Source organism: Aggregatibacter actinomycetemcomitans, assembly GCF_023518055.1.
Taxonomy (GTDB): domain Bacteria; phylum Pseudomonadota; class Gammaproteobacteria; order Enterobacterales; family Pasteurellaceae; genus Aggregatibacter; species Aggregatibacter actinomycetemcomitans.
The window spans coordinates 742,613-757,230 of the sequence record NZ_CP085096.1 but is presented as its reverse complement, the minus strand read 5'-3'; the positions used below and the strand labels follow the sequence as shown (position 1 = coordinate 757,230).

The following is a 14,618-nucleotide window of genomic DNA, read 5'->3' as shown; positions in this document are numbered from 1 at the left end:
CCGCACTTTTATGATTTCTGAATGTGAGTGCGGTTTTTTCGTCTTGTCGGAAAAATAAAGCATTATAGCTAAAAAGGTTTTTTATAAATGGGAAAAGTGTGTAACAATACGCGGCTACCCAATTACCTTTTAATTCTAAAGATATTTTAAGAAAGCAAGGCTTGTAAATGAAGACAACAGCACAAATCCGACAATCATATCTTGATTTTTTCCATAGCAAGGGGCATCAAGTTGTAGCAAGTAGCTCTTTGGTTCCGGAAAATGACCCGACATTACTGTTTACCAATGCGGGAATGAACCAATTTAAAAATGTTTTTTTAGGTTTGGAAAAACGCCCTTATAGCCGTGCCACTACCGCTCAACGCTGTGTGCGTGCCGGAGGAAAACATAATGATTTAGAAAATGTGGGTTACACAGCCAGACATCATACATTCTTTGAAATGCTCGGAAACTTCAGTTTTGGGGATTATTTTAAACAGGACGCGATCCACTTCGGTTGGGAATTTTTAACTTCCCCGCAATGGTTGGGATTACCGAAAGAAAGATTATGGGTCACCGTGTACGAAACCGATGAAGAAGCCTATAAAATTTGGCATGATGAAATCGGCATTGTGGCAGAACGCATTATTCGTATTGGCGATAACAAAGGCGCGCCTTATGCTTCCGATAATTTCTGGCAAATGGGCGATACCGGTCCTTGCGGTCCTTGTACCGAAATTTTCTACGATCATGGCGATCACATTTGGGGCGGACCGCCGGGATCGCCGGAAGAAGATGGCGATCGTTACATTGAAATCTGGAATATCGTGTTCATGCAATTTAATCGCCATGCCGATGGCACCATGGAAAAATTGCCGAAGCCTTCTGTGGATACCGGTATGGGCTTGGAGCGAATCAGTGCGGTGTTGCAACATGTGAATTCCAACTACGATATTGATATTTTCCAAAAATTAATTGCTAAAACGGCGGAATTAACCGGTGAAAAAGATTTAACCAATAAGTCTTTACGTGTGATTGCCGACCACATTCGTTCTTGCGCCTATTTAATCGTAGACGGTGTGGTACCTTCCAACGAAGGACGTGGCTATGTGCTGCGCCGTATTATTCGCCGCGCTGTGCGTCACGGGCATTTATTGGGTGCCGCCGAAGCGTTTTTCTATAAGCTCGTGCCAACCTTAATTGAAGTGATGGCGCAGGCGGGCGAAGAAGTGAAAAAACACCAAGCCACTGTGGAGAAATTGCTGCGTTTGGAAGAAGAACAATTTGCGCGTACGCTGGAACGTGGTTTAACCTTATTAGATGAGGCTTTAGCCGAGGTGAAAGGCAAGGTATTATCCGGCGAAGTGGCGTTCAAGTTATATGATACTTATGGTTTCCCGCTGGATTTAACTGCCGATGTTTGTCGTGAACGCGGCATTACCATCGATGAGGCGGGATTTGAACGCGAGATGGAAAATCAACGTTTGCGCGCGCAGTCCGCCAGCCAATTCGGTATGGATTATAACAATGTTATTCGTGTTGATGGCATAACCCGTTTTGAAGGCTATACTGAATCGGAAACGCTGGCAAAAGTGACCGCACTTTTCCATGACGGCAAACCAGTAGATACCATCAGTTCCGGTCAAAGTGCGGTGGTGATTTTAGATAATACGCCATTCTATGCGGAATCCGGTGGTCAAATCGGAGACATCGGGCGCTTAGAAGGCAACGGTTTTAATTTTGACGTAAAAGACACCCAAAAATATGGTCAGGTATTCGGTCATATCGGTGAACTTACCCAAGGTAGTTTATCCGTCGGGCAGTCCGTGAATGCAGTGGTTGACGAGGTTCACCGTCAACGTATTTCATTAAATCACTCTGCAACCCATTTGTTGCACGCCGCGTTACGTCAGGTCTTAGGCGAACACGTCGCTCAGAAAGGATCGCTTGTTTCTGATGCATTATTGCGTTTTGACTTTGCTCAACATGAACCTATCAGTAAAGCGCAATTAGCCGAAGTAGAACGCATAGTTAATCAGCAAGTTAGAGCGAATAACCCGATTAAAACGGATATTATGGAGCTGGAAGCCGCCAAAGCGAAAGGTGCGATGGCGTTGTTCGGCGAGAAATATTCCGATCAAGTACGCGTACTAACTATGGGAGATTTTTCCATTGAATTATGTGGTGGGATCCATGCGAAACGTACCGGCGACATCGGGCTGTTTAAAATAGTAACGGAAACGGCAGTGGCGGCAGGCATTCGTCGTATTGAGGCGATTACCGGTGAAACTGCAATCGAATGGTTACAAAACCAACAATCTTTATTAAATCAAAGCGCCGAATTACTGAAATCGGATGTTAATTCCATTACGGATAAGATTTCTCTGTTGCAAGATAAATTTAAGAAAGTTGAAAAAGAGCTACAAACATTAAAAGAAAAAGCTGCGCTGCAAGCCGGTAATGACCTGGCACAAAGTGCGGTGAAAATTAATGGTGTTTCTGTCATTGCGCAACAACTTGATGGTATTGAAGCGAAGTCTTTACGTTCAATGGTCGATAGCCTGAAAAATCAATTAGGTTCGGCAGTGATTGTATTTGCTTCCGTAGTAGATGAAAAAGTTAATCTTATTGTAGGGGTAACTCAGGATCTGACAGGGAAAGTAAAAGCCGGCGAATTAGTGAATTTGATGGCTCAACAAGTTGGCGGTAAAGGCGGTGGTCGTCCTGATATGGCCATGGCCGGCGGTACTCAGCCGGAAAATGTAAACAAAGCGTTATCGGTTTGCTCCGATTGGTTGAAAGCGAATTTATAAGCTTTTTATATCTTAGAGTTCGGTTTTTGTGTTGGTTGTAAAGAGAATACCGAATCGAATAAAAGTAATGTTTAACGCTTTGTGAGGAAATTATAAACAAACTATAAAGGTGAGGAGTTTATATGCTGATCTTAACCCGGAAAGTTGGTGAAAGCTTGCTCATCGGCGATGATGTTTCTATCACGATTCTGAATATACGAGGTAACCAAGTCAAAATCGGTGTGCAGGCGCCGAAGGATGTTTCTATTCATAGAGAAGAAATTTACCAACGTATTCATCAAGCAAGGGATGAACAGAAAGCGTAGCAAATTTTATGATCAATGAAGATGGTGAATTATGACTAAACTGACTTGCTTTAAAGCTTATGATATCCGTGGTCGCTTGGGTGATGAATTAAACACAGATATTGTTTATCGCATAGGTCATGCATTCGGGCAGTTTTTAACGCCCAAAACGATTATCGTTGGTGGCGATGTTCGCTTAACGAGTAAAGAGTTAAAAAGTGCGGTAACAAATGGATTATTGGATTCAGGTGTTAATGTAATTGATTTAGGTGAAACGGGGACAGAGGAAGTCTATTTTGCTACATCATTTTTGAAAACTGACGGTGGTATTGAAGTGACCGCAAGCCACAACCCGATGGACTACAACGGCTTAAAATTAGTGCCTGAAGGGTCCCGTCCGATTAGCGCGGATACCGGGTTGGCGGATATTCAACGTCTGGCGGAGGAAAATAATTTCCCGCCGGTGACCAAACGCGGCGAGTATAAACAACTTTCCGTACTTGATGATTATGTTGAGCACCTCTTATCTTATATTAATCTCGATTCGCTAAAACCGTTGAAGTTAGTGATTAACTCAGGTAATGGCGCCGCAGGGCACGTGATTGATGCGATTGAAGCGCAATTTAAAACAAAACACATACCTGTCGAGTTCATCAAAGTACATAATAATCCGGACGGCACCTTCCCGCACGGTATTCCTAATCCGTTGTTGCATGAAAACCGCCAGGATACCATTGATGCGGTGCTAAAACACAAGGCGGATATGGGCATTGCGTTTGATGGCGATTTCGACCGTTGCTTCCTGTTTGATGAGCACGCAAATTTCATTGAAGGTTATTACATTGTTGGCTTGTTAGGTCAGGCATTCCTGCAAAAAAACCAAGGTGCGAAAATTATTTATGACCCGCGCTTAATCTGGAATACGGTGAAATTAGTGGAAGAAAACGGTGGTGAAGCCGTGATGTCGAAATCCGGACATTCTTTCATTAAAGAAAAAATGCGCGCTGTCGATGCCATTTATGGCGGTGAAATGAGTGCACACCATTATTTCCGTGACTTCTTCTATTGCGACAGCGGCATGATTCCATGGTTGTTGGTGATGGAATTGGTTTCCGTTACCGGTAAATCCCTGAGTGAACTGGTGAATAATAGCGTGAATACATTCCCGTCTCCCGGGGAAATTAATAGCAAATTAGTCGATGCAAAAAGCGCCATTGCCCGCGTGCTCGCCGCTTATGAAAAAGACGCTATTCGCGTAGATGAAATTGACGGCATTAGCATTGAATATCCGAACTGGCGTTTCAACCTGCGTTCATCAAATACCGAGCCGGTCGTTCGTTTGAACCTGGAAACCCGTGGCGATAAGCAATTAATGGCGGAAAAAACAGAAGAAATTCTGGCGTTATTACGTCAATAAAATGCGTTGAAAACTAACCGCACTTTTCTTTATCAGAAAAGTGCGGTCATTTTTATCTAACAGAAGGAAAACTAAATGAAAGCGATTATTCCTGTTGCAGGCTTAGGTACACGTATGTTACCTGCTACTAAAGCCATTCCGAAAGAAATGTTAACTTTAGTGGATAAACCGCTAATCCAATATGTGGTAAATGAATGTGTCGCCGCCGGTATTAAAGAAATCGTCCTGGTGACTCATTCCTCAAAAAATGCCATAGAAAACCATTTTGATACTTCCTTCGAATTGGAAACGATGCTGGAAAAACGCGTAAAACGCCAATTATTGGAAGAAGTGCGTTCCATCGTGCCCAAAAATGTCACAATCATGCACGTTCGCCAAGGTAATGCGAAAGGGTTGGGGCATGCCGTATTGTGCGGTCGTCCGCTGGTGGGTAACGAGCCTTTTGCCGTGGTGTTGCCGGATGTGTTGCTGGCCGAGTTTTCCGCTAATCAGAAAAAAGAAAATCTGGCGTTAATGTTAAAACGCTTTAAACAAACCCAAGCCAGCCAAATCATGGTGAACCCGGTTAAACCTGAAGAAGTCAGCAGTTACGGTATCGCCGACTGTGGTGGTGTGGAAATTCCTCCGGGTGAAAGTGCCAAAATTGATAGTATCGTAGAGAAACCAAGTGTGGATGAAGCACCGTCTAATTTGGCTGTTGTAGGGCGTTATGTGTTCTCGGCAACCATTTGGGATTTATTGGAAAAGACCCCGGTGGGCGTGGGCGATGAAATCCAGTTAACCGATGCCATTGATATGCTGATTGATAAGGAAACCGTCGAAGCCTTCCACATGACAGGCATTTCTTACGACTGCGGCGATAAAATCGGTTATATGAAAGCCTTTGTGGAGTACGGGCTGCACCACAATAAACTTGCCAGTGAATTTAAAGCTTACCTCAAAGATTTGGTGAAAACATTTTAATTCAACTCGGGCGAATAAAAGGCATCTGAAAGGTGCCTTTCTTTTTGTCTGTTTGTGATATGGAAATCTAGCAGTCTTCACGGCTAGATTGTTATTATCCTTATTTTTTATTAGAATATTGCCCCAAACAATGAGGTTATTTCAGGAATCAACTATGGCGGATTGGAACGGACAATATATTAGTCCTTATGCGGAACACGGAAAAAAAAGCGAACAAGTTAAAAAAATCACGGTATCCATTCCGATTAAAGTGCTTGAAATTCTGACCAACGAGCGTACCCGCCGTCAAATTCGTAATTTACGCCATGCCACCAACAGCGAACTGCTGTGTGAAGCCTTCTTGCACGCCTTTACCGGTCAACCTTTGCCAACGGATGAGGATCTGTTAAAAGAACGCAGTGACGAAATCCCGGAAGAAGCAAAAGTTATTATGCGCACACTGGGAATTGACCCGGATAATTGGGAATATTAATTTCGCATTTTTCCTTTTGTATTTTCATTTTGTCGCCGGCTTTTCTGTTATGATAGAACAAATTATTTTTAGCCAATTGTTCTATCATGCGAGTGCCTCGAATTTACCATCCAATCCCGCTTAATCAGCACACAACCTGCGCGCTTTCAGAAGACGGCGCCAATCATGTCGGTCGTGTCTTGCGTATGCGGGCAGGCGATCAACTTGAACTTTTCGATGGTAGCAACCATATATATCAAGCCGTCATTACCGCCGTCGCGAAAAAATCCGTTGAAGTGGATATTTTAAGTCGCCAATTTGACGATCGCGAAAGCCCGTTAGCCATCCATTTAGGACAAGTCATTTCCCGTGGCGAACGCATGGAATTTACCATTCAGAAGTCCGTTGAATTAGGGGTGAATGTGATTACGCCATTATGGTCGGAACGTTGCGGTGTGAAATTAGACGGCGAGCGGATGGATAAAAAAATTCAGCAATGGCAGAAAATCGCCATTGCCGCCTGTGAACAATGCGGGCGCAATAAAATCCCGGAAATTCGTCCGTTAATGAAATTACAACAATGGTGTGCGGAGCCTAATGACGCGCTCAAATTGAATTTACATCCGAGAGCACGCTATTCCATTCGCACCTTGCCTGAAATCCCGGCAGCGGGTGTGCGTTTATTAATTGGTTCGGAAGGCGGTTTATCACCACAGGAAATCGCACAAACCGAGCAACAGGGATTTGTGGACGTGTTATTGGGAAAACGAGTATTACGCACCGAAACCGCCGCTATGGCGGCAATTACCGCCTTGCAGGTGTGTTTCGGTGATTTAGGATAGAGAAGAAAGAAATATGATGGATTTACAAGATCACTTGCTGATTGCCATGCCCAATTTAGATGACAGCTATTTTTATCGCACGGTCATTTATATTTGCGAGCATAATGAAAAAGGTTCCATGGGGTTGGTGTTAAACCAGCCGACGGATTTAAGCATTGCGGAGCTGGGCGCCAAAATGAATTTCATGATGGTTACCCACCGCACTTATAACGATAAACTGGTGCTTGCCGGTGGACCGGTGAATATCGATCGCGGCTTTATTTTGCATACCAACACCAAAGTGCCTTTTGATCACAGTTATCGGGTCAGCGACAACCTCATGCTCACCACCTCCGCAGATGTGGTGGACACCTTTGGGACGATGTTAGAACCGGAAAAATACCTGGTGACGCTAGGCTGTGCCAGTTGGGAAGCCAATCAGCTTGAACAGGAAATCATGAATAATTCCTGGTTAGTTGTGCCGGCAACGGAACAAATCCTATTTGATTTGCCTTATGAACAACGTTGGTGGGCGGCGAATCAATTATTAGGCATTGATTCCCATAATTTCGCCGGTCAGGTGGGGCACAGTTAATGGGTATCACGGTGCTTGCTTTCGACTTCGGGACGAAAAGTATCGGCTGTGCCGTCGGGCAAAGCATCACCGGCACGGCACAATCCTTGCCGGCGTTTAAAGCGCAGGACGGTATTCCCAATTGGGATGCCATTGAGAAATGTATTCAGGAATGGCAACCGGCGCGTATTGTGGTCGGTTTGCCACTGAATATGGATGGTACGGAACAGCCCTTAACGTTGCGTGCCAAAAAGTTTGCTAAGCGTTTGCACGGACGTTTTAACGTACCGGTGGATTTACAGGACGAACGTCTTACCACCACCGAAGCGCGTAGCGAAATTTTCAGTCGTGGTGGTTATCGCGCCTTAAATAAAAGCAAAGTGGACGGCATTTCCGCCTGTTTGATTTTGGAAAGTTGGTTTGAGAATTACGCAGGTTAAACGGCGTTAAAAAACACATAAAAAACCCACCGCACTTTTGTTGAAAGATAAAAAGTGCGGTGGGTTTTTACTACGTTTTAATCAGCGCTTACAAATTAAGCCTGACCTTTAACCGCTTTTAAACCTGGGAACGGCGCCGGTGTACCTGCACGTTCTAAAGCTTCTTCAATACGGATTAATTGGTTGTATTTCGCGATACGGTCGGAACGACTCATAGAACCGGTTTTGATTTGACCTGCTGCGGTACCTACTGCCAAATCGGCGATGGTGGCATCTTCGGTTTCACCGGAACGGTGAGAGATAACCGCAGTGTAGCCGGCATCTTTCGCCATTTTGATCGCAGCTAAGGTTTCTGTTAAAGAACCGATTTGGTTGAACTTGATTAAGATAGAGTTTGCGATACCTTTCTCAATACCTTCTTTCAGGATTTTGGTGTTGGTGACGAATAAGTCGTCGCCCACTAATTGAACGCGGTCGCCTAATACTTTAGTTTGATATGCAAAGCCTTCCCAGTCGGATTCGTCTTGACCGTCTTCGATAGACACGATTGGGTATTGTTTGGTTAATTCTTCAAGATAGTGTGTGAATTCTTGAGAAGTGAATGAACGACCTTCGCCTTTCATTTCATATTTGCCGGTTTCTTTGTTGTAGAATTCGGAAGAAGCGCAGTCCATGGCTAATGTCACGTCTTTGCCTAATACATAACCCGCTTTTTCAACAGCTTCTTTAATGCAAGCCAATGCTTCCGCGTTAGAAGCAAGGTTTGGTGCGAAACCGCCTTCGTCACCTACTGCAGTATTTAAGCCTTTGGCTTTTAATACTTTCGCTAAATTATGGAACACTTCCGCACCGATACGAAGGGCTTCACGCAAGGTTTTCGCGCCCACCGGTTGAATCATAAATTCTTGAATATCCACGTTGTTGTCTGCGTGTTCACCGCCGTTGATGATGTTCATCATTGGTAATGGCATAGAGTACACGCCTGGTGTGCCGTTGAGTTCTGCGATGTAAGCGTAAAGTGGAAGACCTTTAGATGCCGCAGCCGCTTTGGCGTTAGCAAGAGAAACGGCAAGAATGGCGTTTGCGCCGAATTTGGATTTGTTATCTGTGCCGTCTAAATCGATCATGATTTGATCGATTTCAGCTTGGTTTAAACCATCTTTGCCGATGATCGCGTCTGCAATCGGGCCGTTTACTGCCGCAACTGCTTTTAATACACCTTTACCTAAGAAACGGGATTTGTCGCCATCGCGTAATTCCAATGCTTCACGTGAACCGGTGGAAGCACCTGATGGCGCTGCCGCAAGACCGACGAAACCGCCTTCTAAATGCACTTCTGCTTCAACAGTTGGATTACCACGAGAGTCGATAATTTCACGACCAATGACTTTAACGATTTTTGCCATTTTATTTTCCTCATATAAGTTAATTAAAACCAGTTAGAGCAAGCCCTAAAATGCTCGGTATGATAAAGCTATTTTGCCATTTTGTCTTGTAAAAAATGCGCCGAACTTGATTTGGATCCAATTTCCGGAACGAAAGTGCGGTCAACATATTTGGCGTTTTTTACCCGCCCGGAAAGAATTGTCAAACGTTATCGGACTAATGTCCGAACACTTGGCATTATTGCCGAGCAGTTTCACCTAACAGGGAAAATTCTCAATATCTTGCGGTCTAGGCGGTCTCTCTGGCTTGCGTTGGAAAAATATGCCCGTAGGCAACGGAAGAAGAGCGTAATGACAGCACGGACAATTTCTTCTGCGTTGTGGGTGGAAACACTAAGATACAACTCCGCATGTTGGATCGCAATCAAATCTATCTGTGCGGAGGAATGGTTTTTAATACGACTTTACAAGACTTTCACCGACATGGATCAGCTATTTAATCACTGAACTGCAAAGCATACTTCGTATATTACAACCAAAAACGGTTTAAACCGGATTCAAAAAGATTGAGATCTACACAATATAGAATAGGACTCAGTATCTAGTTTACCGGCCTATCCAACTTTTAGGGGCAAGCCACTTTTAATTCAAATTGTATTTATTTTAATTGCTTTTCAATGATGCCGCCGCCAAGGCAAATTTCGTCTAAATAAAACACCGCCGATTGTCCCGGAGTGACCGCAATTTGTGGTTCGTCAAATATAACTTTAATGGTTTCATCATCTATAGGTTCAATAATGCAAGGTACATCCGTTTGACGATAACGGGTTTTCACCGTGCAACGCAATGGCGCGCGAATCGGCAGGCAATCAACCCAATGTAATTGCTGTGCGATTAAACCGGTGGAAAGTAAAGCGGAATGGTCATGCCCCTGCGCCACAATCAGCTCATTATTAATGAGATCTTTTTCCACTACATACCAAGCGTCTTCACCGGCGCCTTTCACGCCACCGATGCCTAAGCCTTTACGTTGTCCTAACGTGTGATACATCAAACCGTCATGGCGACCGATAATTTCGCCGTCCACCGTGCGAATATTGCCCGGTTGCGCCGGCAAATAACGCGCCAAGAAATCCTTAAATTTCCGCTCCCCGATAAAACAAATGCCGGTGGAGTCTTTTTTCTTCGCCGTCACCAAACCTAACTCTTCCGCAATTGCACGCACGATAGGCTTTTCAATATTGCCCACCGGAAACAGACTCTGTCCCACTTGGGTTTTGCTTAGGGTGTATAAGAAATAGCTTTGGTCTTTATTGTTGTCCAAGCCACGTAATAACTGCGCGTTGTCATCAGCACCGCGACGACGCACATAATGCCCGGTGGCAATATAATTGGCGCCTAAATCTTCCGCCGCGTATTCCAAAAAAGCTTTGAACTTAATTTCTTTATTACACAGAATATCCGGATTCGGCGTGCGCCCTGCTTTGTATTCGCTAAGGAAATGTTCAAACACATTGTCCCAATATTCCGCCGCAAAATTGATTTTATGTAGTTTAATACCGAGCTTGTCACACACTGCCTGCGCATCCGCCAAATCTGCCGCCGCCGTGCAGTAATCGGTGTCATCATCCTCCTCCCAATTTTTCATGAACAAGCCTTCCACTTGGTAGCCTTGCTGTTGCAGAATAAACGCAGACACGGAAGAATCCACCCCGCCGGACATCCCGCAAATGATTTTTTTCGTCGCATTTTCGGCAAGTTGTTGCGCCGTGAGTTTCGGGAAATGATTTTCGTAAGTTTGTGATTTCATAGTTTGATAATAAGAACTTGGCTAAAATAGGTACTCGGGCATTTGTAAGATTATATTCATGATTATTGCATCGTCTATCGGGCAGTCACCATTTTTCCATTGAGCCCTAATTATCTATATAATAGCAATCGTTTCAGGATCTTTATGCAACAGTTTTTATAATAAGTGTATCACGTATTGAACTAATTCTGCCTTTACTACTCCGTCGATACTTTTTCCACCGATCACTTTAATCTCAACATAAAGCATATTAATTTAGCTTATTTCACTTCATAAAACTGCGTTTGCACGTTATTGGTGAATTTTTGTTCATATTCTACTTTGGCTTGCTCATCTCCCGCGTCTAATTTAGATTGCAGCGTGTCGCACGGTTTGTCGCAGTCGCAGGCTTTAGCAATACCTAAGGAAGATAAGCCGCCGCAGCTACCTTTGAGAGCTTGGCGTTTCACGATGTAACCCAATGCCATGGCAAGAATAATAAGCAGGAAAATGCCTAAGGTGAGCAAAAATAGTTTCATAATTGATCCATAAATTAACTTATCTGAATTTTAACCGCACGTTACAGCTTTAAAGTGCGGTTGTATTTTTCGGTGTTTTTACTGTGCTAAAAATTGTTTGAATGTGGTAGACATTTCTGTGCGGTAGCCCTTGCTGTCTTTAATAATCATAAAAATCGGTAATTTTTCCTGTTCCGCCACGTCCAACGCTTTCTGTTCCCCTAACACAAATAACCCGGTGGAAAGCCCGTCAGCAGTCATGGAAGTCGGCGCTAACACCGTGATCGATGCCAATGCATGCTGAATCGGGTAACCGGTGTGCGGATCGATTTCATGGGAAAAACGCACGCCGTCTTGTTCAAAATAATTACGATAATCGCCTGATGTCGCCATCGCCATATTATTCAAACCGATGACTTGTTGTGCCACCTGCTTGCCATCCAGGGTTGGACGTTCGATAGCAATTTGCCACGCTTTTCCTTCGGCATTCTTCCCTTTGGCGCGAATTTCACCGCCGATTTCCACCATGTAATTTTGTACGCGAATGCTTTCCAGATAATCCGCCACTTGCTCCACCCCAAAACCTTTGGCGATAGAAGAAAGATCCACATAAAGTTGCGGTACGGCTTTTGCCAGGAAAAACTTACCGCCCTCTTCAGTGAGTGACAACTTATCAATGCCCACCCATGCCTGACGTTCGGCAATTTGTGCTGATGTCGGCCGTTTATCCACCCGCTTTTCCGGACCGAACCCCCAAAGATTCACTACCGGCCCGACTGTAATATCCAAGGCACCCTGCGTCACCTGATTTAACCGAATGGCTTCTTTAACCACTTTGGCAAGATCCGCCGAGATTTCAATGGGCGTGTTAATTTGCGTATTTTGATTAAAACGGCTGAGCTCGGAATCTTTGATGTAAGTGGACATTTTCGCATTCACATCCTTCAAAATTAGTTCGATTTGTTCATGTGCCTGTTGCGACGCCGTTGAGACTTCGCCGTTGTTTGAATATTTGATGTGGTAGGTTGTCCCCATGGTTTTACCGGTGAGGGAAACAATTTCATTTTTTGCTGCCATGGCTTGTTGTGTGTCCGCTTGTTGTGACGGATTCGGTTTATCGCAGGCCATCAGTGCCAATGCCATGGCAGCAAGTTCGAATCCGCGAACGAGAGGTTGTTTTATGTTCATAATACTTTCCTGATATTAGATGGATCACACGCAAACCAACGGTTTAAATTGGTTTGCGTGTGATGAATCAATATGAAAAACGCTGTAAATTTCGACCGCACTTCATGCAAAGTGCGGTCATTTTTTACGGTGTTTTTAAACTGCAAGGCGTTAGCCGCCGAAATCATCTAACAAGATATTTTCATCTTCAACACCAAGGTCTTTCAACATTTTGATTACCGCAGCGTTCATCACCGGAGGTCCGCACATGTAGTATTCACAATCTTCCGGCGCTTCGTGATTTTTCAGATAGTTTTCATAAAGCACATTGTGAATAAAGCCGGTGTAGCCTGTCCAGTTGTCTTCCGGCAATGGATCGGATAATGCCACATGCCATTGGAAATTCGGATTTTCCGCTTGCAATGTATCAAAATCTTCTACATAGAACATTTCACGTTTAGAACGGGCACCGTACCAGAAGGACATTTTACGTTTAGAGTGTAAACGTTTTAATTGGTCGAAGATGTGTGAACGCATTGGTGCCATACCTGCACCACCACCGATAAAGACCATTTCAGCATCGGTTTCTTTCGCGAAGAATTCACCGAACGGACCGGAAATAATCACTTTATCACCCGGTTTTAAAGACCAAATATAAGAAGACATTTGTCCCGGAGGCGCATCAGGTTGACGTGGAGGAGGCGTTGCAATACGCACATTCAGCATGATAATGCCTTTTTCTTCCGGATAGGATGCCATGGAATAAGCGCGGATAATATGCTTATCCACTTTTGATACATAGCGCCACAGATCATATTTATTCCAGTCTTCGTGATACTCTTGCGGAATATCGAAGTCTTTATAGTAAACCGTGTGTGGTTCTGCTTCAATTTGGATATAACCACCGGCACGGAACGGCACTTCTTCTCCTTCCGGAATCGCCAATTTAAGCTCTTTAATGAAAGTCGCTTTGTTATCATTGGAAATGACGGTGCACTCCCATTTTTTCACACCAAAGATCTCTTCCGGCAATTCAATATCCATATTACCTTTCACGTTCACTTGGCAAGAAAGACGATAGCCTTCTTTGGCTTCACGTTTGGTGATGTGGGAAAGCTCGGTCGGTAAAATTTCGCCGCCACCGCTTTTTACCCGTACTACACATTGACCGCAGGAACCACCGCCGCCACAAGCGGAAGATACGAAGATGCCCTTGCCGGCAAGTGCGCTGAGTAACTTACCGCCGGCCGGCAAAGTGATGGCTTTGCTCGGGTCATCATTAATCTTAATGGTAATGTCGCCGGAGTCCACCAATTTGGATTTCGCAAACAAGATGATTGCAACAAGCACTAAAACAATGGCTGTAAAGGCTGCAACACCAAGTAAAAGAATTGTAGTTTCGCTCATTTATGCACTCCTTATAGCTGAATACCGGAGAATGACATAAAGCCGAGCGCCATTAAGCCTGCGGAGATGAATGTAATCCCTAAACCGCGTAAACCTGCCGGTACATCAGAATATTTCATTTTCTCAGTTAAGCCCGCTAATGCAACAATCGCCAACATCCAACCTAATCCTGCACCGATACCATATACGGCAGATTCGGCGAAAGTATATTCACGCTGGATGGCAAAGGATACGCCACCGAAGATCGCACAGTTTACGGCGATAAGCGGTAAGAAGATCCCCAGTGCGTTATATAATGCCGGAAAGAATTTATCTAAAGTCATTTCAAGTAATTGAACCAGACCGGCGATAATCCCGATAAACGTGATGAAGTTTAAGAAGGATAAATCCACCCCTTCAACTAAAGCACTTTCTTTTAGGACATGCTCGTATACGAATTGGTTTGCAGGAACCGCAATGCCAAGCACAACAACGACAGCAATGCCCAAGCCAAACGCTGTTGACACCTTCTTAGATACAGCAAGGAAAGTGCACATTCCCAAAAAGAAGGAAAGTGCCATGTTTTCAATGAAGATCGCCTTCACAAATAGGCTAATATAATGTTCCACTG

The 14,618-nt window shown here is 44.3% G+C and carries 14 protein-coding genes; 8 read left to right on the top strand and 6 right to left on the bottom strand.

Annotation, left to right across the window (positions count from 1 at the left end):
* The first annotated feature begins 167 nt into the window (after positions 1-167).
* From alaS to ruvX, 8 genes are all read left to right on the top strand, one after another.
* Complete coding sequence (gene alaS / locus LIN98_RS03955) at positions 168-2,792, top strand: alanine--tRNA ligase (protein WP_249856166.1); 2,625 nt, start codon at positions 168-170, stop codon at positions 2,790-2,792.
* Positions 2,793-2,914: 122 nt separating this feature from the next.
* Complete coding sequence (gene csrA / locus LIN98_RS03950; protein ID WP_005542029.1) at positions 2,915-3,097, top strand: carbon storage regulator CsrA; 183 nt, start codon at positions 2,915-2,917, stop codon at positions 3,095-3,097.
* Positions 3,098-3,128: 31 nt separating this feature from the next.
* Complete coding sequence (locus LIN98_RS03945; protein WP_249856165.1) at positions 3,129-4,493, top strand: phosphohexomutase domain-containing protein; 1,365 nt, start codon at positions 3,129-3,131, stop codon at positions 4,491-4,493.
* Between the two features lie 75 nt (positions 4,494-4,568).
* A complete protein-coding gene (gene galU, locus LIN98_RS03940; RefSeq protein ID WP_005546163.1) occupies positions 4,569-5,456 on the top strand; it encodes a UTP--glucose-1-phosphate uridylyltransferase GalU in 888 nt (295 codons plus the stop codon).
* Between the two features lie 154 nt (positions 5,457-5,610).
* Positions 5,611-5,928, top strand: a complete 318-nt coding sequence (gene metJ / locus LIN98_RS03935; RefSeq protein ID WP_005546165.1) for a met regulon transcriptional regulator MetJ — start codon at positions 5,611-5,613, stop codon at positions 5,926-5,928.
* Between the two features lie 86 nt (positions 5,929-6,014).
* The gene (gene rsmE, locus LIN98_RS03930) at positions 6,015-6,749 is read left to right on the top strand and encodes a 16S rRNA (uracil(1498)-N(3))-methyltransferase (protein ID WP_005546167.1); all 735 of its coding nucleotides are present in this window, start codon (positions 6,015-6,017) and stop codon (positions 6,747-6,749) included.
* 16 nt (positions 6,750-6,765) lie between these two features.
* A complete protein-coding gene (locus LIN98_RS03925) occupies positions 6,766-7,323 on the top strand; it encodes a YqgE/AlgH family protein (RefSeq protein ID WP_005571957.1) in 558 nt (185 codons plus the stop codon).
* On the top strand, positions 7,323-7,742 hold the full coding sequence (gene ruvX / locus LIN98_RS03920) for a Holliday junction resolvase RuvX (RefSeq protein WP_005568231.1): 420 nt from the start codon (positions 7,323-7,325) through the stop codon (positions 7,740-7,742). Before LIN98_RS03925 ends, ruvX begins: the two co-directional genes overlap by 1 nt.
* Positions 7,743-7,837: 95 nt before the next feature.
* Here ruvX and eno read toward each other — a convergent pair whose 3' ends face one another.
* The 6 genes from eno to nqrE all read right to left on the bottom strand — a co-directional run bounded on the left by eno (position 7,838) and on the right by nqrE (position 14,616).
* Positions 7,838-9,148 (bottom strand): phosphopyruvate hydratase, encoded by a 1,311-nt coding sequence (gene eno / locus LIN98_RS03915; protein WP_005546172.1) that lies wholly within the window; start codon positions 9,146-9,148, stop codon positions 7,838-7,840.
* Positions 9,149-9,785: 637 nt separating this feature from the next.
* Positions 9,786-10,937 carry a tRNA 2-thiouridine(34) synthase MnmA gene (gene mnmA, locus LIN98_RS03910; protein ID WP_005546178.1) on the bottom strand — a complete coding sequence of 384 codons (1,152 nt, stop codon included), beginning with the start codon at positions 10,935-10,937 and terminating at the stop codon, positions 9,786-9,788.
* A 260-nt stretch (positions 10,938-11,197) separates the two neighbouring features.
* Positions 11,198-11,455, bottom strand: a complete 258-nt coding sequence (nqrM, locus tag LIN98_RS03905) for a (Na+)-NQR maturation NqrM (RefSeq protein ID WP_005542966.1) — start codon at positions 11,453-11,455, stop codon at positions 11,198-11,200.
* Between the two features lie 78 nt (positions 11,456-11,533).
* The gene (locus LIN98_RS03900) at positions 11,534-12,622 is read right to left on the bottom strand and encodes an FAD:protein FMN transferase (protein ID WP_249856164.1); all 1,089 of its coding nucleotides are present in this window, start codon (positions 12,620-12,622) and stop codon (positions 11,534-11,536) included.
* Between the two features lie 150 nt (positions 12,623-12,772).
* Complete coding sequence (gene nqrF / locus LIN98_RS03895) at positions 12,773-14,008, bottom strand: NADH:ubiquinone reductase (Na(+)-transporting) subunit F (protein WP_005546182.1); 1,236 nt, start codon at positions 14,006-14,008, stop codon at positions 12,773-12,775.
* Positions 14,009-14,019: 11 nt separating this feature from the next.
* On the bottom strand, positions 14,020-14,616 hold the full coding sequence (nqrE, locus tag LIN98_RS03890) for an NADH:ubiquinone reductase (Na(+)-transporting) subunit E (RefSeq protein ID WP_005542957.1): 597 nt from the start codon (positions 14,614-14,616) through the stop codon (positions 14,020-14,022).
* Positions 14,617-14,618 lie beyond the last annotated feature (2 nt).